This window comes from Rhizobium sp. RAF56 (genome assembly GCF_052113965.1).
In the GTDB taxonomy this organism is placed as follows: Bacteria; Pseudomonadota; Alphaproteobacteria; order Rhizobiales; family Rhizobiaceae; genus Rhizobium.
Genome location: NZ_JBFRDU010000003.1, coordinates 43,161 through 61,833, shown reverse-complemented (window position 1 = coordinate 61,833; position 18,673 = coordinate 43,161). Strand labels below are relative to the sequence as shown.

Sequence of the window (18,673 nt, the reverse complement as noted above, 5' to 3'; positions counted from 1 at the left end):
GCTGATGGTGCCTCCGCGTCATCGGACGCGCGGCACGAACGGCCCTCGCGGCGTCCCTCTATCAGTTAGAGGATGCCTTCAACACCTTGCGCCCGCTCTGATCCAGCGCCATTCCAGTATCCTTGGCGTCTTGTGTCATGCCTTTGAACGTGTTGGCGCAGGAGGTCAGGGACAGAAGGGCAAGGAGGAAAGTGGCAACAGTCTTGCTCATTGAAACCCCGCAATTTCGAATGTGGACGCAGCGTACTGCGTTCACGGCAAGATAGTGCAGCCAAGGCATGCTGCGAGGCTAGCGGGACGCAGCGTTACTTGTCCTTACTGCCGCCCTTTACGCTGCCTTTGCCGCTGCTTGCAGCGCAGGTTTTAAGCTTGCATTTTGGGTCGTCGAGGGTTGGCACCGTGCCGCTCGTCATCGACGACTGCCCCATACAGGGCGTCATACTTGATACAAAGCGATTGTAGAGCATCAGGTCGGGCTTCTTGGAGGATGGGAAGTAGAAAACGACGCTACCTTCCCGGGCAACCATGTCGTGGACGGCGGCACATGTCATGGATTGCGACGAGTGGCGGGATACAGCGAGAGCGCTGGTGGCGAACAAGCCACACGCGGCGGCAACTACAAGAATGGTTCTCATGGGTCCCTCTTGTCGATCATGGGCATTTGCCATTGGGCAAGGTCCATTATTTCCCAGCTAGCTGTCACCTTTGTGACGCAACCCCAGCGGTCAACTTAGCGATGCCGATAATCGCAAATTCCCGATTGAGGTAATTTGATCAAATCTCTGAGTGATCCATCAAGCAAATGGGCGCACAATGGAACTTTCCCACTATCCGCGCGTTCGAGCGTCGGGAGGTTCCGGTTATGAGTTCACATATTCAGATCGGTGAGATCGCGCAGGGGAAGCTCCGCGAGATCTGGAGCGTTCGGGAGTTCGTTCGCGAGAACGACCTGGACGAAAAGACTGAAAAGCAACTGCTTGCCCTGTTTGGATCTTTCGCGACGAAACAGGAATTGGTCGCCAATTTGGAGCGGCGTTGCAGGACGCGTTGAAGCGCTCATCGTAACGGTTTGCTAGCCCGATTTTCACGTCCTATCCCGCTTTCAGCGCCGAAATGCGCACTCGGCCGCCTCCTGGCCCGCCTCAATCTCGTCATAGCTATTTGCTCAAAGGCCCCCAATTCATTCATGGGGCGTTAAGCATCTTGATGCGACCTTTCGCATCAACGGGCTGGGTTCCGAATCAAATGGTGACCTGATGAAAAAAGTTTTTCTCACCACGATTGCGGCTGCCATGGCAGCGAGCAGTGTGTTGGCGACTGCAAGCGGTGCGACGGCGCAGGAATGGAACAGGCGAGGGCCGCCTCCGCCACAACGACATCATCACCATCACAATGACACCGGCGCGGTGATCGCGGGCGGCCTGGCTGCTGGCGTGATCGGCGGCTTGCTGGGTGGCGCACTCGCAAACAACAGCGGTCCCCGCTATATCGATCCGCCGCCTCCACCGCCGCCGCGCTGCTGGTTCGAGGATCGTACTGTTCCGAACAGCTACGACGGCGGCTACCACGTCGAGAGCATTCGCGTCTGCAGCTAGTCGATTCGCGCTATGAGAGGGGCGGTCTCAAGGCCGCCCTGCTTCCGACATGCGGCTGCACTCGCGGGCGCGCGTGTCAATTTCAGAATCTTAGCTAACGCTGTTTCTGAGGAAAATTCTTCAATCTATTGAGGTCATTGGTCAGCAGGGATTTGAACCCTGCACCTAGCTTGGTGGAAGTGGTGAGAGGCGTGGGACTCGAACCCACGACCCGCGCATTAAAAGTGCGCTGCTCTACCAGCTGAGCTAGCCTCTCACACCGTTTCCATAGCCAGTTGATCTACCGGCTTAGCTACGCACTCCCTCGTCCGCGGTGTGGGCACCCCGGCCGGAAGTGCGCGGAACATAGGCAGACACTTTATCGCGGTCAACCAAAAAATCGTCGATATATGACCAAGTTTTCAATTTCCGGCCTTCCCGCGAAAAGGTGATTGGCAATCTCGCCTTCCCAAGGCTACCAAGCATCAGAGTTGCCTTGGAGCGGCAATCTGGGTCCTTGCCTCGCCGCTCTCGTCTTTGAATAAACGCGCGTCTACCTGAAAAAAGCTTTGTGCTTTTCAGGATGAGCTCTGGCCGGAGTGCTTCGTTGTCGATTGCCGATATCTCGCTTCTGAGCGCTCTGCTGGCCGGAGCCCTGTCGTTTCTTTCCCCTTGCGTTCTGCCCCTGGTGCCCCCGTATCTCTGCTACATGGCCGGAATATCGGTCGAGCAGTTTCGCGGCGGCGGTGCGACGGCTGCCGCACGAGCGGACGTGCGCGGCGGCGTGCTGCTCTCGGCGCTCTTCTTCACCCTCGGCTTCGCCACTGTCTTTGTCGCACTGGGCGCCGGTGCCTCCTCGATCGGCCTGCTCCTGCGCCAGCATCTCGACTTCCTCGCGAAGGTGGGTGGGCTGATCATCATTGTCATGGGGCTCAATTTTCTGGGTGTTCTGCGGATCGGTTTTCTCTCTCGCGAGGCAAGATTCCAGGGAGGTGGCAAACCCGCGACGCTGACAGGCGCCTATGTCATGGGGCTTGCCTTCGCCTTCGGTTGGACGCCCTGCATCGGGCCGGTTCTTGGCGCCATTCTCGCGGTTGCCGCGGCGCGCGACACTGTCGGGGCCGGGGCCGGGCTGCTCGCCGTCTATTCGCTCGGGCTTGCGGTTCCGTTCTGGATCGCCGCCGGCTTTTCCGGCGCTTTCATGAATTTCCTCGTCCGGTTCCGCCGCCATCTCGGCGTCGTCGAAAAGGCAATGGGTGCCTTTCTCGTTCTGACGGGACTTGCCTTCATGTTCGGCTTCGTCAGCACCGCATCCATCTGGTTTCAGCAGACGTTTCCGGTGCTTACGCAAATCGGATAAGATTTCCGTTTCGCGTCTATCGGCGCAGCTTCTCGCGCAGCATCGCCGGCAAGGCGCGCAAACTGCCGCCCGGCTCTATGCCTTCGCGCATGGCAATGTTGCGAAGCGGGGGGATCGATGAGAGCAGGTGCAGGCCGGCGGCGCGAAGGACCTGGACCGGAAGGAAATCCGACAGCAGCGAACGATTGAGAAGATCGACGCTCGCCGTGCGGCTCAAGATGTCGGTCCGCCGGCGGCGGTCGAAGCGGTCTCCGGCGGATGCGCCGATCGGCTGGTCGCCGCCTCCGCACAGGATGTCGGTCAGCGCCATGATGTCGCGAAGGCTGAGATTGAGGCCTTGCGCGCCAATTGGCGGAAAAACGTGCGCGGCCTCGCCGATCAGGCACACGCGCCCTTTACCGAAGCGGCTGGCGGTCATGCCGGAGAGCGGCCAGACTTGCACGCTGTCCTCGACCGTGACTGTCCCGAGCATCGATTGCATGCGCTCCTCGACGGCGCGCCCCAGATCTTCAAGGGTCTTTGCGGCATTCGCCTCCGCGTCCCCGGGCTGTTGTACCCAGACGAGACTGGAGCGGTTGTTCGGCAGCGGAACCTGGGTGAACGGGCCGCTCTCTGTGTGGAATTCCGTCGAGACGTTCTGATGCGGCAAGCTATGGGAAAAGTTGAGCACCATGGCGGATTGCGGGTAGGACCAGGTGCGAACACCGATCCCGGCTGCCTCACGCACGGTGGAGCGCCTGCCATCGGCGCCGACGACGAAATCCGCCTCGATGGCCTCGCCATTGTCGAGCGCGATCGTCACGCCCGTCTTGCCGATCGAGACGGTCGACGCATTCGCTGCGTACCGCGTGAGGTTGCCTTCAGACGCGACCGCCTCGGCAAGAACGTCGAGCAACGACTGGTTCGGCATGTTGTAACCGAAGGCGTTGAGCCCGATTTCCGCCGAGCGGAAGGCGACAGTCGGCGCGCGCAGCAGGCGCTTCGTCCCGTCGATGATCTGCATGGTGGCGAGCGGGGCTGCGGAGGGCGCGATTTTTTCCCAGAGCGCCAGGCGCTCAAGGAAGCGGATGGACTGCTCCATCAGGGCGGTGGTGCGGCGGTCGCTCGCGGCATGGGGCGGTGCCACGAGCGCGACCTTGCGCCCGCCGCGCGCAAACGCCACGGCCGCGATCATTCCTGCCAGCCCGCCGCCGATAACGGCCACTTCTACCTGTGTCATCTCTTCACCCTGCTTGCGGTCATCATCGAAACTACCGACTTACCCTGTTGAAATCCATAAACGAAAAAAGGTAACGGATGAAAATGACGCAAAGAGTCGCTACCCTGCCGTCGCCGGCGCAGTTTTTGCTCTGGTAGCGTCCGCCAAAGGATGCATATTGAAACAAGGCTGCCTGCCGGGGCGGGCTGACAGAAGCGGGCGGTGCGGGGCGTATGAAGCTTTTCAAATACAGGCGCGTGCCCTATGCGGAGATGCGCGCGTTTTCCGTACATATCCTGACGGCCTCCGGCTCGTTTCTCGCCTTCCTCGGCGTGGTCGCGGCCGCGGAACACCGCTTCATCGACATGTTCTGGTGGCTGGGCCTGGCACTTCTCGTTGACGGTATAGACGGGCCAATCGCCCGCAAGGTGCGCGTCAAGGAGGTGTTGCCGAACTGGTCGGGAGACACGCTCGACAATATCATCGACTATGTCACCTACGTGCTTCTGCCGGCGTTCGCGCTCTATCAGAGCGGGATGATCGGCGAGCCTTGGTCGTTCGCCGCCGCCGGGATGATCGTGGTCTCGAGCGCCATCTATTATGCCGACACCGGCATGAAGACGGAGGAGTATTTCTTTTCCGGCTTCCCTGTCGTGTGGAACATGCTGGTCTTCACCCTTTTCGTGATCGGCGCCGACGCGACAACGGCAATGATCGTGGTTGGCGTTTCTGTCGTGCTGACGTTCCTGCCGATCAATTTTCTGCACCCGGTGCGCGTTCAACGCCTGCGTCCGCTCAATCTCGGCGTCTTCCTCATCTGGTCGCTGCTCGGCATGTATTCGCTGCTGACGCATTTCCAGCAACCGCAGTGGGCGACGCTCCTTTTCATTCTGTCCGGCATCTATATCTACTGCATCGGGGCCGTATTGCAGTTTGTCCCGGCGCTCGGGCGCAAGTAGAAAAGGTTTGGGACCATGCAGACGACCAAAGCCATACGCATTCATGAAAACGGCGGTCCGGAGGTCATGCGACTGGAAGACGTCGAACTGGAGGCGCCAAAAGCCGGTGAGGTGCAGATCCGCCACGCGGCGATCGGGCTGAACTTTATCGACGTCTACTTCCGCAGCGGCCTTTACAAGGCGCCGCACTTTCCGCTCGGCCTCGGCAAGGAAGCCGCCGGCACGGTGATTGCGGTCGGCCCCGGCGTGACCGATTTTGCGGTCGGCGACCGCGTCGCCTATGCCGGCAGCGACGGTGCCTACTGCGTCGAGCGCAACATCGAGAGGCGGCATCTGGTCAAGGTTCCCGATGGTATTCCGCTCGAAACGGCGGGGGCGATGATGCTGAAAGGCATGACTGCCGAATATCTCCTGAACCGGACGTTCAAGGTCGGGCAGGGAACCACGCTGCTCTTTCACGCCGCTGCCGGCGGCGTTGGCCTGATTGCAGGCCAGTGGGCGAAGGCGCTAGGAGCCGCGACCGTCATCGGCACGGCGGGATCGCCCGAGAAGGTCGCCTTGGCGCTGGAGCACGGCTATGACCACGTCATCGACTACAGCAAGGATGATTTCCTGACGCGGGTACGCGAGATAACCGGCGGAAAAGGCGTCGATGTGGTCTACGATTCCGTCGGTCGCGACACGTTCCCTCAGTCGCTCGACTGCCTGCGAACACGCGGCATGTGGGTCAGTTTCGGCCAGTCATCTGGCCCGATCGAGAATTTCACCCTTGCGACGTTGGCGCAGAAGGGTTCGCTCTTCGCCACCCGTCCGACGCTCTTCTCCTACATCGCGACCCCGGAAGAATTGCGGGCTAGCGCCGAGGCGTTATTTCATGTTGTGCAAAGCAACAAAGTGCGTATCAATATCAACCAGACCTATCCGCTGAGCGACGTCGCTCAAGCGCACAGGGATCTGGAAAGCAGAAAAACGAGTGGAACTACGCTGCTGATTCCCTAGAAGATTCCAAAATGGACCGGGCATCAGGAAGAAATGAGGGGATCGTGTCGTCATCCGATGCGCCGTCAACAGGCGCGTTATTGTCGGTTCGCAAGCTGACAAAATTTTTCGGCAGTTTTGCCGCCTGCAACGGAATTGATCTCGACGTGCAGCCGGGCGAAATCCATGCGCTGCTCGGCGAAAATGGCGCCGGCAAATCGACGCTGGTGAAGATGTTGTTCGGCGTTCTCGAGCCGACGGAAGGCGAGATCCTTTGGGAGGGGCGCCCTGTCGTCATCGGCTCCCCCGGCGAGGCGCGCCGCAATGGCATCGGCATGGTTTTCCAGCATTTTTCGCTGTTCGAAGCGCTGACTGTCGCAGAAAACATCGCGCTGTCGCTGGATGACAATATCTCGATCAACCGCATTTCCGACGAGGCATCGGCTCTTTCGCATGCCTACGGACTGCCGCTCGATCCGAAGGCGCATGTGGCCGATCTTTCTGTCGGCGAGCGCCAGCGCATCGAGATCGTGCGGGCGCTGATCCAGAATCCAAAGCTGATCATTCTCGACGAGCCGACTTCGGTGCTGACGCCGCAGGAGGCGGATCGTCTATTCGAGACGCTGTTCAAGCTGAAGGCGGAAGGCCGCTCGGTTCTCTACATCAGTCATCGCCTGGAGGAAGTGCAGCGTATCTGTGACCGCGCAACCGTACTGCGCCATGGCAGGGTGACGGGCGCTTGCGACCCCCGTCAGGAAACCACGGGCTCGCTCGCTCGCATGATGGTGGGTAGTGATGTCGCGGGCATCACCCATGAAGGCCGGGGTGAAAAGGGCGACGTTCAGCTCGAGGTCGCGCGGCTTTCCGTTCCCGCGCGCACTCCCTTTGCCATGTCGTTGAAGGAAATCTCGCTAAGCGTTCGGGCCGGCGAAGTGCTGGCGATCGCAGGCGTGGCCGGCAACGGCCAAAGCGAACTCTTCGATGCCGTTTCCGGCGAATATCCGGCGGCGAACTCTGAGGCGGTCAAGCTGCGGGGGCGGGCGGTCGGCAGAGAGGGCATCGGCGCGCGGCGGCTGCTCGGGGCAGGCTTCGTGCCCGAGGAACGCCACGGCCACGCTGCCGTGCCGTCGCTCAGACTTTCGGACAATCTCGTGCTGGCGCGCAGCCAATCCGACCGCAAGGCTTTTCTTTCCGGCGGCTTTTTGAAGGTCATCAAGCGGGGAGCGGTTCAGGCAGCCGCCAAACGCATTTCCGATGCCATGGACGTGCGCAAAAGCGGAGAGGATCCGCCGGCAGGCTCGCTTTCGGGCGGCAATCTGCAGAAATTCATCGTCGGCCGCGAACTCGACCGCCAACCGACCGTGCTTGTCGTCAATCAGCCGACCTGGGGCGTCGATGCGGGCGCTGCAAGCCGCATCCGCCAGGCGCTCGTCGATCTTGCCCGCAACGGTTCGGCAGTCTTGGTGATCAGCCAGGATCTCGACGAAATCTTCGAGGTGGCCACGGATATCGCCGTGATCTCCGAGGGGCGGCTGTCGCCGTCCTATCCCGCTCAGTCGCTTACCCGCGAAAAGATCGGTCTGCTGATGGGCGGGCTGCATGAATCGAAGGCGCATACGGAGGCGACGCATGCGCATTGAACTGGAAAAGCGTCCCAAGGCCTCCAAGCTCTACGGTTTCCTTTCGCCGATCCTGGCGCTGGCGTTGACGCTGATTGCCGGGCTGGTGATTTTTGCCTTCCTCGGCAAGGATCCGATCGAATCCCTCGATGCGATGTTCGTCGAACCGCTTCTGGACGTCTGGTCGCTGCACGAACTCGCGGTGAAGGCAGCGCCGCTGATCCTGATCGGTGCCGGCCTCGTGGTTTGCTACCGCTCGAACAACTGGAACATCGGCGCCGAAGGCCAGTATACGATCGGCGCGGTGTTTGGCTCCGCCATTCCCGTCTTGTTCTACGACTGGCATTCGCCCCTGGTGCTGCCGGCCATGATCATCCTCGGAGCGATCGGCGGCGCGCTCTACGCGGGTATTCCAGCGCTCTTGAAAGCGCACTTCAACACCAACGAGATCCTGACGAGCCTCATGCTGGTCTATATCGCGCAGCTGTTTCTCGATTGGCTGGTGCGCGGCGCGTGGCGCAATCCGGAAGGTCATAACTTTCCGGAATCGCGCGAATTTTCGCCGGAAGCGATCCTGCCGGCCATCTGGGCGGACTCTGGCCGTGCGCACTGGGGCTTCATCTTCGCGATCGTTGCCGCCGTCGTCATCTGGTTCATGATGCGCTACACGCTCAAGGGCTTCGAGGTAGTCGTGCTTGGCGAGGCCGAGCGGGCAGGGCGCTTTGCCGGCTTCTCGTCGCGGCGCATGGTCTGGTTCAGCTTCCTGCTTTCCGGCGCGCTCGCGGGTATCGCCGGCATTTCGGAAGTATCGGGCACCATCGGCCACCTGCAGCCGAACATCTCGCCGGGCTACGGCTTCACCGCGATTATCGTTGCCTTTCTCGGTCGCCTCAATCCGCTCGGGATCATCGCTTCAGGCCTTGTGTTGGCGCTCACCTATGTCGGCGGCGAAGCGGCCCAGCTTTCGATCGGCGTATCCGACAAGGTGACCTTCGCGTTCCGCGGGCTGTTGCTGTTCTTCGTGCTCTCCTGCGACACGCTGATCCTCTACCGGATCCGGATCGTCGGCCATCGTGCCAAGGCGGTCCTGAAGGAAGCGAGCACATGATCTTCGAAGCCATTCTGCTGACCGTTATCACCGCCGCGACGCCGCTCGTCATAGCAGCCCTCGGCGAGCTTGTGGCGGAGCGCTCCGGCGTGCTCAATCTCGGCGTCGAGGGCATGATGATCATGGGAGCAGTCGCGGCGTTCGCAACGGCCCAGATGAGCGGCTCACCTTATGTCGGCCTCGTCGGAGGGGCAGTCGCCGGCGCGTTGTTCTCCGTGCTGTTCGGCTTCCTGACCCTCACGCTCGTCACCAATCAGGTCGCGACGGGGCTCGCGCTGACGATCCTCGGCCTTGGCCTTTCTGGCATGCTCGGCGAACCCTATATCGGCGTCGAGGGCATTCGGCTACCGCCGATCGTCTTTCCGGTCCTTGCGGATATTCCGTTCGTCGGCCCGCTTCTCTTCAGCCAAGACCTGATCTTCTATCTCTCGATCGCTCTCGCTTTCGGCGTCAGCTGGTTCCTTTTCCGCAGCCGTCCGGGCCTGAAGCTTCGCGCCATCGGCGACAACCACGGCTCGGCGCATGCCCTCGGCATCGACGTTATCCGCACCCGCTACCTGGCTGTCATGTTCGGGGGCGCCTGTGCCGGCCTTGCCGGCGCGCAGCTTTCCCTCGTCTATACGCCGCAATGGGTGGAAGACATGTCGGCGGGGCGAGGCTGGATCACGCTTGCCCTCGTCGTCTTCGGATCCTGGCGGCCCTGGCGCGTCATGGCCGGCGGCTATCTCTTCGGTGCAGTGACCGTCGGGCAGCTGCATGCGCAGGCGCTCGGGGTCGCCATCCCGGCGCAATTTCTCTCGATGTTGCCCTATGCGGCGACTATTGTCGTCCTCATTATCATCTCACACAATCGCCGCACGACGCTGATCAACACGCCCGCGTCGCTCGGAAAGGCTTTCGTCCCGGAACGGTAACAAGAAGAACGGGACGGGATTGGAAAAACTGGAACCAACAGGGGTTATCATGAAAAAACTGACACTCGCACTCGTTGCCGCGGCCGCCGCGGTCTTGAGCTTCGGAACTGCCGCAAGCGCTGCTGACAAGGCCAAGATCTGCTTCGTCTACGTGGGCTCACACAATGACGGCGGCTATTCGCAGGCTCACGACCTTGGCCGCCAGCAGCTCGAAAAGGCGCTCGGCGACAAGATCACGACATCCTACCTCGAAAAGGTGCCGGAAGGCCCGGATGCCGAGCGCGCCATCGAGCGCCTGGCACGTTCCGGCTGCTCGCTGATCTTCTCGACCTCGTTCGGCTTCATGGACGCGACGGCAAAGGTTGCCGCCAAATATCCGAAAGTGAAGTTCGAGCATGCCACGGGCTTCAAGTCCGGCCCGAACATGGCCACCTACAATTCGCGCTTCTATGAAGGCCGCTACATCGACGGCCAGATCGCCGCCAAGATGTCGAAGAAGGGTGTAGCCGGCTACATCGCATCCTTCCCGATCCCGGAAGTCGTCATGGGCATCAACGCTTTCGAAGCGGGCGCCAAGTCGGTCAACCCGGACTTCAAGCTCAAGGTCATCTGGGTGAACACCTGGTTCGATCCGGGCAAGGAAGCTGACGCCGCCAAGGCGCTGATCGACCAGGGCGTCGATATCCTGACGCAGCACACCGACACGACCGCGCCGATGCAGGTTGCCGAACAGCGCGGCATCAAGGCATTCGGCCAGGCCTCCGACATGATCGCTGCCGGCCCGAAAGCTCAGCTGACAGCGATCGTCGACACCTGGGGCGCCTATTACGTCAAGCGCGTTCAGGCGCTTCTCGACGGCACCTGGAAAGCCGAGCAGAACTGGGACGGTCTGAAGGACGGCATTCTCACGATGGCGCCCTACACCAACATGCCTGACGACGTGAAGAAGATGGCCGAGGAGACCGAAGGCAAGATCAGGTCGGGCGCGCTTGCCCCGTTCACCGGCCCGATGAACAAGCAGGATGGCTCGGCCTGGCTGAAGGCCGGCGAGAAGGCTGACGACGGCACGCTTCTCGGCATGAACTTCTACATCGAAGGCGTCGACGACAAGCTGCCGAAGTGAGGTTCTCTAGATCTTGACGGTGAGGCGCGGCAATCGCGCCTTCCCGAGCGCATCGAACGTGAAATCCCGCCGTTTCGGCGGGATTTTTCGTCAGGGAAATTCCAGAAAAGTGTTTGCGGTTTTCCGTTCGCAACTCTGCGGAAACAAAAACTGGAACGCTTCCGAATTCGAAGAAGAACGGAAACGTTCCGCCGCGCTGATCGGCGCCTATTGCTCCAGGGCGTAAGTCACCGTGACGGTGACGTTATAGGTATTTTCTCCCCCCTGAATGGGGACGCCCGCATCCGCTGCCTTCATCATCGTCGCCCGGAAGACGGGCTGCGGCGACTGGTGGGCTGGAACCTCGCTGATATTGACGAGCCGGCCAAGTTTGACCCCGGCAGCCTCCGAGAGCGTTTTTGCCTTGGCGATGGCATCGGCGACCGCGAGCTTGCGGGCCTCGTTCAAGGCACCCTCCGGCTTGTCGTTGACGAACTGGATATCGCCGCCCTGGTTGACGCCGAGGCCGACGGCCTGATCGACCAACCCGCCGAGCTTGCTGAGATCGCGCACGCGCACCGTCAGCGTGTTCATCGCCTGATAGCCGACGACTTCCGGCGGTCGCTGCTGGCCGTCATTGCCGGATTGAAAATTGAACTGAGGCTGGATCGAGAAGCCGGTTGTCTGCAGGTCGCGTTCAGCAATGCCGCCGCTTTTCAGCGCTTCAAGCACCGAGGCCACCGTCTTGTTGTTTTCTGCAAGCGCCTCCTGCGCGGTCTTTGCCTGTTTCACCACGGACAGCGTGACGATCGCCGTATCGGGTGCCGCCACCGAGCGCCCTTCGCCGGCGACGGAAACGACCGCCTCACGCACCCGCTCATCGGCGGCGAAGGCGCCGCCAGCGGCGACAAGAAGCGATGCGCCGACAAGAGCGGGCAGGGCAATAAGCTTGATTTTTCTGGGGGACATAAGCCGATCCTTGAGTGATGGTCGAAGCAGAAACTATTTGCTCATTGATTGTGAAGGTATTGCGGCGGTGCCTTGTCGGAGAGCAAGAATTGGGCTACAGCCAGTTCGCTCCGGAGAACCATTGCTCCGGAACCCACGCGGCCGCACCCGGTCCGCGCCGGGCCTGTAGCTCAATGGTTAGAGCCGGCGGCTCATAACCGCTTGGTTGGGGGTTCAAGTCCTCCCGGGCCCACCAGTTAAATCAAGGGGTTAGCCGAAAGGCTAGCCCCTTTTGCTTTGCCGGTTTGGGCGGTGGCAACATAATGGCAACAATTTCTCGCAAAACGCCTCGCCCTCACGGCTGCCGGAGAGCGCGAAACAGGTCTGGGCGGCATCACAAGGCCATCCGCAGGCAAACCCGCGCTAGCGGGGCTGTAGGCACCGCGTTGTTATAGTCGCCGGAATGGTCCCCACCCTGTGAAATTGGTTGGCACGCCAGATTTAGGTTCTGGTGCCCGCCTTTAAGATGCGTTCTTCTCCCGGAATTCCGGTATAGGGACCGAGAAACCTTGCCGACGGCGTTCGGCAAGGTCATCAAGGTCGCCTTACGGCCCCTTGCGGACGCTGATTGACAGAACGGGAGATGGACACAAGTTGAAGGAAGTTTGCATCCGAAACTTGATTTGGGCACTTTTCCTAACGATCACACCCTCGACAATTGGGAGAAATAAAATGATCCTCGGCATGCGTGTAGCTTTGGCCATGACTGCTGTCTTTGCCGCAGGACAAGTTGAGGCCGAAGTACCTCTCGTGAACGCAACATGTCCCGGTAGCATTGAAGTCCATGCCGACGAGGGTGGTCCCATCTACATCAACGGCAAGGAAGGCAAATTGAAAGCCTTCAACAAAAACTACTATGAGGCCAGCCGAAACGGTGTGACCATCTCCCTTAGCATCAATCCAGACGGCTCCGCTGTGGTTTCTTATACGGCGAAGGGTGCAGGTAACGGCATCTGCACAGTCAGCGACGCTTCGTCATCAGTTCCGAACAATAAGCGCTCCGCAGAGATGAACGGCACGGGTGCCGTTGTCACGTCGGGCAACCGACCTGCATATTGTCGCGGAGAGGTCTCCGGAATGTACGGCACGAAACCCGCTTATGTGAAAACCGCCAAGCCAAAAACGACTTCATCCGGCACGACCATCGATGGCACGGTGGACAAGGGTAATGAAGGCATCAAGAAATTCCAATGCCGGTACGACGCAAAGGGGCGCTTCATCGACGTCATGGCACTGACGCCTGATGGTGAGTGATTTGTAGCGCAGCTTACCAAGTAAGCAACGTGTCGCAGAGACCTACTGTAGGCATGGGTATTCATCTCGTAGAGCAAAGAGCAACGCATCAGCGGCTTGCTTCTTTGCTGCACCGGGTGTTCTGTCGAGATAGTCTAAAAAGGTCACCACGACCTTGAGAGGGGTCACTTCATTGGGTGGCAAACAGAATGCACGGGCGGTCTCTGAAAACTCCAGCGCTCCCCCGAGAAAGCCCAAAAAGTAGGAGATACACGCCGCTTGTGTTTCTTCAGCATTGACCCTGCATATTGCCTTTAATTGACCTGATGAGATCATATGCCTTTAAACGGCCCGCGAAGGCGGAACATAAAGCAGTTATTTCAGGCGTTTGCGTTTCAATGGGGTCCAGGACGCGCGGCTGACCCGCGCACCCTGTCCAAACGGCTGATTTCTCGTAGATGTTGAAGTCGAAGTATTTTTTTGAGAACGCTTCGTAGGTGCCGTTGGCACGGAAGTTATGATCCCACGTGACGAGCTTGAAGGCCCCACCCGTCACGCTGGAAACTGCTTGCAGCGATGAGACGAGTGAAATCTCGAAACTGCTACGTGTTCGGCATGGCGCGTGCGGAGCGAGGCGTCATTTGAGGTCTAGCGCTCGCCGGGACGAGGCGAAATGGAACAAGCTGCTTGCGGCAATCACGCAGGCCCCGAGCAAGGTCCAGGCGGTGGGCATGGTTCCCCAAACAATCCAGGTGATCCCTGCCGACCAGATCAGGCCTGAATACGCATATGGTGCAAGATCAGAGGCGAGGGCCAGTCGGTAGGCGAGCGAGGCCAAACCGATGCCGAGGCTCGAGCAGAGTGCCGCCGCCGTGAAGAACATCAGATCTTCGCTGCGCATCGGCGTCCAGTCTGCGAGCGCCAAGGGCGAGACGAGCAACGCGGAAAAGGCCGCGCTGAGGAAGCTGACGGTCCAAAGATTGTCCGCCTCCGGGATCCAGCGTGACGTCAGTGAATTTGCCGCGTAAAGGAAGCTGGCCGCGAGAATGCAAAGCGATGCCGGTTGGAAGGCGTCAGCGCCGGGCCGGATTGCGATTATGACGCCGGCGAAGCTGCAGATAGCCGCTGCCCATTTCTGCAGGCCTACAGCCTCCTTGAAGATGAGCGTTGTCGCCAGCGTAACGATCAAGGGCGAGGAAAACAGGATCACTGTCGCTTCGGTGATGCTGAGATATTGCAGGCCAGTGATGTAGAGATAGGCCGCCAGAAGGTTAAGCGCGCCACGCATGCCGTGGAATAGGATCCTGGACGACCAGCGGACGCGGGCCCGGCCGATCACCACCGCCATAACAGCGAGCAAGGGCAGGGCAATCAGGCTGCGCACAAGGATAATCTCAGAGATGCCGTAACGGACAGAAAGGAACTTTGTAAAAGTATCGTTAAGATTGAAGCAGAGCGACGCAGTGCACATCATTGCGATCCCTTGCCCTGCTCGCGAAGGCGTATGCATTAGCCGAACCCTCCCATCGTCGGTGTTCCCTTCCTTTGACCCTTCACACCGGCAATCGCCGCGCCGGTCACCCCTACGCCAGGCGGCGCGCCTTCGTTGCAGAAGCGAACGGAAGATGATCTGCCAGCCGGTCGCAGCGCTAGACATGCACAGGCCCATTATTGTCCGTCATTTATTTGGACGTCCAACAAAATATTTTGACAGAGCTATCAGAGTTTGTTGGGTCGGACAACGAAAACCTTGATGCTGATAAGCGGGAAAACCTAGCGCTGTAAACGAGATGGCGGGTCCATGGCCCCGCCACCGACAACCTTGGTTGTTTCCTCGATGGCGGACTGTATGTCCGCCTGCTACTTCCGCGGAAAGGGCGCGCGCCCGTCTGGCCGCACACCGAACCGAACGGCCGCATTCACTGCCGAAGGGCGACGATGCTCTCACGATCCGCAACGTTGATCTTGCTCGAGGCGAACTCGATATCGATTTCGTCATCCATGAGAGCGACAACGTCCCTGGCGCCGCATGGGACTTGAAGACAAGGGCAGGCGATCGCGCCGGCCTGATGGGGCCCGGTCGGCGGCGGCATGCCGGAAGCCAACGGCTTCAGCGTCGCCGCCTATTGGCAACTTCATTGATTTGACGCCGCCTCAGCGGCGAGCGGCTACGACGGTTTCCGCAGGTCGAGGGGGCGCTTGCGCGCCATCCTGCCGTTCGCGATCTCAGACCTCCAGAATCGCCTTGATCACGCCCGCCTCGGGCCGCGCCCATTCCTTCATCAACGCAGCGCCGTCCTCGAGGCGGCCGCGATGGGTGTTGAGCGCACGCGTCGCCACCCGTCCACCCTCGATCTGGCGGACCACCTCGGCGAAATCGTCAGGCTGGGCGTTGCGGCTGGCCAAGAGCGTCGCTTCCCGCTTGTGAAACTCCGGATCCGAAAAGGTGATATCCTGACGCACGACGGAGAGCAGCACATAGCGCGCACCGTGGGCAAGGAAGCCGAAGCCGCGCTCGATCGGGACGGCATTGCCCGTCGCGTCGATCACCACATCAAAGCCATCGCCACCGGTCATCCGGGCGGCCTCCGCTTCGGCGGAGGAGTCAGCGAGGAGGGAAGCGTCGGCGCCGAGCTGGTCGGTCGCAAAAGCCAGGCGATCGGCCCGGGTGTCCATGACCGTTACATGCGCCCCCCGGGCCTTTGCGAAGATGGCGGCCGACATGCCGATCGGGCCGGAACCGGTGACAAGCACGCGGTCGGCGGCGGTGATGGCGCCCCGCTTGACGCCATGCGCGCCGATCGCCAGAAACTCGATCATCGCCGCGTCTTCCAGCGCGATGCCGCCCGTCGGCACCACATTCGTCTCAGGCACCGACACATACTCAGCCATGCCGCCGTCGCAGTGAACACCCAGCACCCGGATCGACTGGCAGGCGTTCGTCAACCCCTTGCGGCAGGCGCGGCAGGCGCCGCAGGAAAGATAGGGCACGATATAAACCGGATCGCCCGCCTTTAGCCGGCTGGCCTCCGGCGCTTCCTCCACAGTGCCCGAGAGCTCGTGGCCCATGACGCGGGGATATTCGAGGAAAGGGTGCTTGCCGGCGAAGATGTGAAAGTCCGTGCCGCAGACGCCGACATGCCGGATACGGACGAGAACCTCGCTCGCGCCGCGCATTGGCACAGGGCGGGAGACGAGCGCGAGACGTCCGGGTTCCTCGCAAAGAAGCGCTTTCATATCGGTGATCCTATTCTTGAGTGACCCTATTCTCGGGAAGGCACAGGCATCCTCGCGTTTCACAACAGCGAAAATCCACTATCTCATTGTTGCCACGCAATTCCGGCCCCAATCGCGGGGCGTGCCTTGGCCGGAATTGGTCGAGCGGCCGTGTGCCGGCCGCTTCTTTTTCACGCGTTGCGAACGGCTTACTTCGGCATTTCGGCCGGAAGATCGACGTTATTGTATTTTTTGTAGACCTCGTTGAGCTTGCCGCTTGCGAGATCAGCCTTGACCCACTCGTTGACCGCCGCCTTCAGCGCGTCTTCGCCCTGGCGCAAGCCGACGGCATAAGGATTGACCTTGAGCACGAATTTGACTTCCAGCGGATCGTTCGTGCGGCGTTCGTTGACGGCATTCATGATCTGCGGAGCCGAGATCATGATGTTGTTCTGGTCGGAGACCAGCGCGGTGACGAGCGTTGCGTCGTCGTCGTAGCGCACGATATTGGCTTCCGTCGCCTGGGTCGTCGCTACCTTGTCGTTGGTGGTACCGCGGGTGGTGGCGACGATCTTGCCCTTGAGATCCGCGACGCCCTTGATGTCGACGCTCTTCGGCGCGGCGGCGATGACCTGGATGACGCCGTGCGGATCGGCAAAATCGATCACCTGCTTGCGCTCATCGCTGATGGAGAGCGAGGCGACGACCACATCCGCCTTGTTGGTGAGCAGGAAGGGAATGCGGTTGGGGCTCGTCACCTCGACGATTTCGAGCTTCACGCCGAGATGCGCGGCAAGAAGCTTGGCGCTTTCCACCTCGGAGCCGGTCGGCTGCATGTTGCCGTCCCGCATGCCGAAGGGCGGCGAGCCGAGGTCGATGGCGGCGCGCAGGCTGCCGCGCGCCTTGATGTCGGCGAGCGCGTCGGCGAAAGCGACGGCCGGGATGGTGGAAAAGAGGGCAAGCGCCAGAGCACTCGTCATCAGGGTTCTGCGTTTCATGTTTTGATCTCCTCCTTGAGGTGGTTGGATGGATTAAAGGCCGTTGCTCAGGAACGTGTTCAGCTCTTCCGTCTGCGGATTGTCGAGCATCGCGCCGGGACCGGCCTCCCAGACCTTGCCCTTGTGCATGAAGATCACTTTGCTCGCCACTTTGCGGGCGAAAGCCATTTCGTGGGTGACGAGGATCATGCTCATGCCGCCACGGGCGAGGTCTTCCATGACGCGCAGCACCTCGCCTGTTAGTTGCGGGTCGAGCGCCGAGGTGACCTCGTCGAAGAGCATCAGCTTGGGCTGCATGGCGAGCGAGCGGGCGATGGCGACGCGCTGCTGCTGGCCTCCTGAAAGCTGCTCGGGATAGGAGTCGGCCTTCTCGGAGAGACCGACGCGGGAAAGTACGCTTTCGGCCAGTGTCCGCGCCTCCGCCTTGCGGATGTTCTTCACGCAGATGGGCGCCAGCATGATGTTCTGCGCTACCGTCAGGTGCGGGAACAGATTGTAGCTTTGGAACACGATCCCGACGTCGCGACGCAACGCCCGGCGATCCAACTTGGTGTCGTGAATCTTGTGGCCGCAGACGACGATCTCGCCGCCTTCGATGGTCTCCAGCGCGTTGATGCAGCGAAGCGCCGTCGACTTTCCCGAACCAGAGGCGCCAATCACGGCGACCACCTCGCCGGAGCCGACCTCAAAGCTAACTCCCTTCAGAACCTGCAGGGCCCCGAAGCTCTTTTCGACATTGGTAAGGCTAACGACGGCCGACATTGAGTTTCCTTTCGAGGCTACGGCTCCAGACGGAGAGGGGGAAGCAGATGGCGAAGTAGAAGGCGGCGACGACCAGGAATACCGTGAAGGGCTCGAAGATCGTATTGTTGACGAGCTTGCCGGCCTGGGCAAGTTCGATGAAGCCGACGACAGAGGCGAGCGAGGTGTTCTTGACGATCTGCACGAGGAAGCCGACCGTCGGCGCCGTGGCGATGCGCATCGCTTGCGGCAAAATCACCCGCGTCATGCGCTGCCAGCGGGTGAGCGCCAGGCACTCGGCCGCCTCCCACTGGGTTTTGGGAACGGATTGGAGGCAGCCGCGCCAGATCTCCGCGAGGAAGGCGGAGGCGTAGATGACAAGGCCAAGGCCGGCGGCGACGATGGCCGGCAGGCTGTCGAAACCGATGACGGCAAGGCCGAAATAGAAGAGGAACAGCGTGACGAGCAGCGGCGTGCCCTGCACGATCTGGATATAGCCGGCGGCGAACCGCCGTAGAAGCGCGTTCGGCGAAATGCGGGCGAGCGCCAGCAGCAAGCCGAGAACGGAGCCACCGACGAAGGCGATGACCGAGAGACCGATGGTCCACAGCGCACCGAAGGCGATGAATTCGATATGGGTGGAGGTAAGATGCATGTCCGGTTCC

Annotated in this window: 21 protein-coding genes and 2 tRNA genes; 12 read left to right on the top strand and 11 right to left on the bottom strand. The window is 60.8% G+C overall.

The genetic code is table 11. The features are described from left to right. Positions 1–61: 61 nt before the first annotated feature. The gene (locus AB4048_RS03520; protein ID WP_442200540.1) at positions 62–211 is read right to left on the bottom strand and encodes an entericidin; all 150 of its coding nucleotides are present in this window, start codon (positions 209–211) and stop codon (positions 62–64) included. Between the two features lie 94 nt (positions 212–305). Continuing rightward, the gene (locus AB4048_RS03515) at positions 306–635 is read right to left on the bottom strand and encodes a hypothetical protein (RefSeq protein WP_442200539.1); all 330 of its coding nucleotides are present in this window, start codon (positions 633–635) and stop codon (positions 306–308) included. Positions 636–862: 227 nt separating this feature from the next. Between AB4048_RS03515 and AB4048_RS03510 the strand changes: the two genes are divergently transcribed. Both AB4048_RS03510 and AB4048_RS03505 read left to right on the top strand, forming a co-directional pair. Continuing rightward, positions 863–1,051, top strand: coding sequence for a hypothetical protein (locus tag AB4048_RS03510; RefSeq protein ID WP_442200538.1), 189 nt, complete (start codon positions 863–865; stop codon positions 1,049–1,051). 205 nt (positions 1,052–1,256) lie between these two features. Beyond that, positions 1,257–1,595, top strand: a complete 339-nt coding sequence (locus AB4048_RS03505) for a hypothetical protein (protein ID WP_442200537.1) — start codon at positions 1,257–1,259, stop codon at positions 1,593–1,595. A gap of 180 nt (positions 1,596–1,775) precedes the next feature. Here the strand turns inward: AB4048_RS03505 and AB4048_RS03500 are convergent. Next, positions 1,776–1,851: transfer RNA gene (locus AB4048_RS03500), tRNA-Lys, on the bottom strand. Positions 1,852–2,181: 330 nt separating this feature from the next. Here AB4048_RS03500 and AB4048_RS03495 point away from each other — a divergent pair. Next, positions 2,182–2,934: a cytochrome c biogenesis CcdA family protein gene (locus AB4048_RS03495; protein WP_442200536.1), complete on the top strand. Its 753-nt coding sequence runs from the start codon at positions 2,182–2,184 to the stop codon at positions 2,932–2,934. Positions 2,935–2,950: 16 nt separating this feature from the next. Here the strand turns inward: AB4048_RS03495 and AB4048_RS03490 are convergent, their stop codons facing one another. Next, positions 2,951–4,153, bottom strand: coding sequence for a UbiH/UbiF family hydroxylase (locus tag AB4048_RS03490; protein WP_442200535.1), 1,203 nt, complete (start codon positions 4,151–4,153; stop codon positions 2,951–2,953). Between the two features lie 212 nt (positions 4,154–4,365). Here AB4048_RS03490 and pcsA point away from each other — a divergent pair, with 212 nt between their 5' ends. Genes pcsA through AB4048_RS03460 form a run of 6 tightly spaced genes read left to right on the top strand, consistent with a single transcriptional unit; the run spans position 4,366 to position 10,833 of the window. Continuing rightward, entirely contained in the window at positions 4,366–5,091 is a 726-nt protein-coding gene (pcsA, locus tag AB4048_RS03485; protein WP_442200534.1) for a phosphatidylcholine synthase, read from the top strand. A gap of 15 nt (positions 5,092–5,106) precedes the next feature. Continuing rightward, entirely contained in the window at positions 5,107–6,090 is a 984-nt protein-coding gene (locus tag AB4048_RS03480) for a quinone oxidoreductase family protein (protein WP_442200533.1), read from the top strand. Between the two features lie 44 nt (positions 6,091–6,134). Further along, on the top strand, positions 6,135–7,709 hold the full coding sequence (locus AB4048_RS03475; RefSeq protein WP_442200532.1) for an ABC transporter ATP-binding protein: 1,575 nt from the start codon (positions 6,135–6,137) through the stop codon (positions 7,707–7,709). Beyond that, the gene (locus AB4048_RS03470; RefSeq protein WP_442200531.1) at positions 7,699–8,796 is read left to right on the top strand and encodes an ABC transporter permease; all 1,098 of its coding nucleotides are present in this window, start codon (positions 7,699–7,701) and stop codon (positions 8,794–8,796) included. The genes AB4048_RS03475 and AB4048_RS03470 overlap by 11 nt, the downstream gene beginning before the upstream one ends. Then, entirely contained in the window at positions 8,793–9,710 is a 918-nt protein-coding gene (locus tag AB4048_RS03465) for an ABC transporter permease (protein ID WP_442200530.1), read from the top strand. Before AB4048_RS03470 ends, AB4048_RS03465 begins: the two co-directional genes overlap by 4 nt. 49 nt (positions 9,711–9,759) lie before the next feature. Further along, positions 9,760–10,833: a BMP family ABC transporter substrate-binding protein gene (locus AB4048_RS03460; protein WP_442200529.1), complete on the top strand. Its 1,074-nt coding sequence runs from the start codon at positions 9,760–9,762 to the stop codon at positions 10,831–10,833. Positions 10,834–11,040: 207 nt separating this feature from the next. On the opposite strand, the gene AB4048_RS03455 is transcribed toward AB4048_RS03460, so the two are convergent. After that, entirely contained in the window at positions 11,041–11,781 is a 741-nt protein-coding gene (locus AB4048_RS03455) for an SIMPL domain-containing protein (RefSeq protein WP_442200528.1), read from the bottom strand. 159 nt (positions 11,782–11,940) lie between these two features. Here AB4048_RS03455 and AB4048_RS03450 point away from each other — a divergent pair. Both AB4048_RS03450 and AB4048_RS03445 read left to right on the top strand, forming a co-directional pair. Continuing rightward, positions 11,941–12,016 (top strand) — tRNA-Ile (locus AB4048_RS03450). A gap of 476 nt (positions 12,017–12,492) precedes the next feature. Beyond that, positions 12,493–13,074, top strand: coding sequence for a hypothetical protein (locus AB4048_RS03445; RefSeq protein WP_442200527.1), 582 nt, complete (start codon positions 12,493–12,495; stop codon positions 13,072–13,074). 42 nt (positions 13,075–13,116) lie between these two features. On the opposite strand, the gene AB4048_RS03440 is transcribed toward AB4048_RS03445, so the two are convergent. Both AB4048_RS03440 and AB4048_RS03435 read right to left on the bottom strand, forming a co-directional pair. Beyond that, a complete protein-coding gene (locus AB4048_RS03440) occupies positions 13,117–13,389 on the bottom strand; it encodes a Rap1a/Tai family immunity protein (RefSeq protein WP_442200526.1) in 273 nt (90 codons plus the stop codon). A 301-nt stretch (positions 13,390–13,690) separates the two neighbouring features. Beyond that, on the bottom strand, positions 13,691–14,524 hold the full coding sequence (locus AB4048_RS03435) for a DMT family transporter (protein ID WP_442200525.1): 834 nt from the start codon (positions 14,522–14,524) through the stop codon (positions 13,691–13,693). 319 nt (positions 14,525–14,843) lie between these two features. On the opposite strand from AB4048_RS03435, the gene AB4048_RS03430 reads away from it, so the two are divergent. Continuing rightward, positions 14,844–15,200, top strand: coding sequence for a siderophore-interacting protein (locus AB4048_RS03430; protein WP_442200524.1), 357 nt, complete (start codon positions 14,844–14,846; stop codon positions 15,198–15,200). A 79-nt stretch (positions 15,201–15,279) separates the two neighbouring features. On the opposite strand, the gene AB4048_RS03425 is transcribed toward AB4048_RS03430, so the two are convergent. The 4 genes from AB4048_RS03425 to AB4048_RS03410 form a co-directional block, all read right to left on the bottom strand. After that, positions 15,280–16,290, bottom strand: a complete 1,011-nt coding sequence (locus AB4048_RS03425) for a zinc-binding alcohol dehydrogenase family protein (RefSeq protein ID WP_442200523.1) — start codon at positions 16,288–16,290, stop codon at positions 15,280–15,282. A gap of 188 nt (positions 16,291–16,478) precedes the next feature. Further along, the gene (locus tag AB4048_RS03420; RefSeq protein WP_442200522.1) at positions 16,479–17,267 is read right to left on the bottom strand and encodes a transporter substrate-binding domain-containing protein; all 789 of its coding nucleotides are present in this window, start codon (positions 17,265–17,267) and stop codon (positions 16,479–16,481) included. A 33-nt stretch (positions 17,268–17,300) separates the two neighbouring features. Beyond that, on the bottom strand, positions 17,301–18,029 hold the full coding sequence (locus tag AB4048_RS03415) for an amino acid ABC transporter ATP-binding protein (RefSeq protein ID WP_442200521.1): 729 nt from the start codon (positions 18,027–18,029) through the stop codon (positions 17,301–17,303). Continuing rightward, positions 18,013–18,663, bottom strand: coding sequence for an amino acid ABC transporter permease (locus AB4048_RS03410; RefSeq protein ID WP_442200520.1), 651 nt, complete (start codon positions 18,661–18,663; stop codon positions 18,013–18,015). Before AB4048_RS03410 ends, AB4048_RS03415 begins: the two co-directional genes overlap by 17 nt. Positions 18,664–18,673 lie beyond the last annotated feature (10 nt).

What these genes read in the sequence shown, in the direction of transcription:
- AB4048_RS03520 (WP_442200540.1), bottom strand. Translation starts at nt 211, where the DNA reads ATGAGCAAGACTGTTGCCACTTTCCTCCTTGCCCTTCTGTCCCTGACC.
- AB4048_RS03515 (WP_442200539.1), bottom strand. Translation starts at nt 635, where the DNA reads ATGAGAACCATTCTTGTAGTTGCCGCCGCGTGTGGCTTGTTCGCCACC.
- AB4048_RS03510 (WP_442200538.1), top strand. Translation starts at nt 863, where the DNA reads ATGAGTTCACATATTCAGATCGGTGAGATCGCGCAGGGGAAGCTCCGC.
- AB4048_RS03505 (WP_442200537.1), top strand. Translation starts at nt 1,257, where the DNA reads ATGAAAAAAGTTTTTCTCACCACGATTGCGGCTGCCATGGCAGCGAGC.
- AB4048_RS03490 (WP_442200535.1), bottom strand. Translation starts at nt 4,153, where the DNA reads ATGACACAGGTAGAAGTGGCCGTTATCGGCGGCGGGCTGGCAGGAATG.
- pcsA (WP_442200534.1), top strand. Translation starts at nt 4,366, where the DNA reads ATGAAGCTTTTCAAATACAGGCGCGTGCCCTATGCGGAGATGCGCGCG.
- AB4048_RS03480 (WP_442200533.1), top strand. Translation starts at nt 5,107, where the DNA reads ATGCAGACGACCAAAGCCATACGCATTCATGAAAACGGCGGTCCGGAG.
- AB4048_RS03470 (WP_442200531.1), top strand. Translation starts at nt 7,699, where the DNA reads ATGCGCATTGAACTGGAAAAGCGTCCCAAGGCCTCCAAGCTCTACGGT.
- AB4048_RS03465 (WP_442200530.1), top strand. Translation starts at nt 8,793, where the DNA reads ATGATCTTCGAAGCCATTCTGCTGACCGTTATCACCGCCGCGACGCCG.
- AB4048_RS03460 (WP_442200529.1), top strand. Translation starts at nt 9,760, where the DNA reads ATGAAAAAACTGACACTCGCACTCGTTGCCGCGGCCGCCGCGGTCTTG.
- AB4048_RS03455 (WP_442200528.1), bottom strand. Translation starts at nt 11,781, where the DNA reads ATGTCCCCCAGAAAAATCAAGCTTATTGCCCTGCCCGCTCTTGTCGGC.
- AB4048_RS03445 (WP_442200527.1), top strand. Translation starts at nt 12,493, where the DNA reads ATGATCCTCGGCATGCGTGTAGCTTTGGCCATGACTGCTGTCTTTGCC.
- AB4048_RS03440 (WP_442200526.1), bottom strand. Translation starts at nt 13,389, where the DNA reads ATGATCTCATCAGGTCAATTAAAGGCAATATGCAGGGTCAATGCTGAA.
- AB4048_RS03435 (WP_442200525.1), bottom strand. Translation starts at nt 14,524, where the DNA reads ATGTGCACTGCGTCGCTCTGCTTCAATCTTAACGATACTTTTACAAAG.
- AB4048_RS03430 (WP_442200524.1), top strand. Translation starts at nt 14,844, where the DNA reads ATGGCGGGTCCATGGCCCCGCCACCGACAACCTTGGTTGTTTCCTCGA.
- AB4048_RS03425 (WP_442200523.1), bottom strand. Translation starts at nt 16,290, where the DNA reads ATGAAAGCGCTTCTTTGCGAGGAACCCGGACGTCTCGCGCTCGTCTCC.
- AB4048_RS03420 (WP_442200522.1), bottom strand. Translation starts at nt 17,267, where the DNA reads ATGAAACGCAGAACCCTGATGACGAGTGCTCTGGCGCTTGCCCTCTTT.
- AB4048_RS03415 (WP_442200521.1), bottom strand. Translation starts at nt 18,029, where the DNA reads ATGTCGGCCGTCGTTAGCCTTACCAATGTCGAAAAGAGCTTCGGGGCC.
- AB4048_RS03410 (WP_442200520.1), bottom strand. Translation starts at nt 18,663, where the DNA reads ATGCATCTTACCTCCACCCATATCGAATTCATCGCCTTCGGTGCGCTG.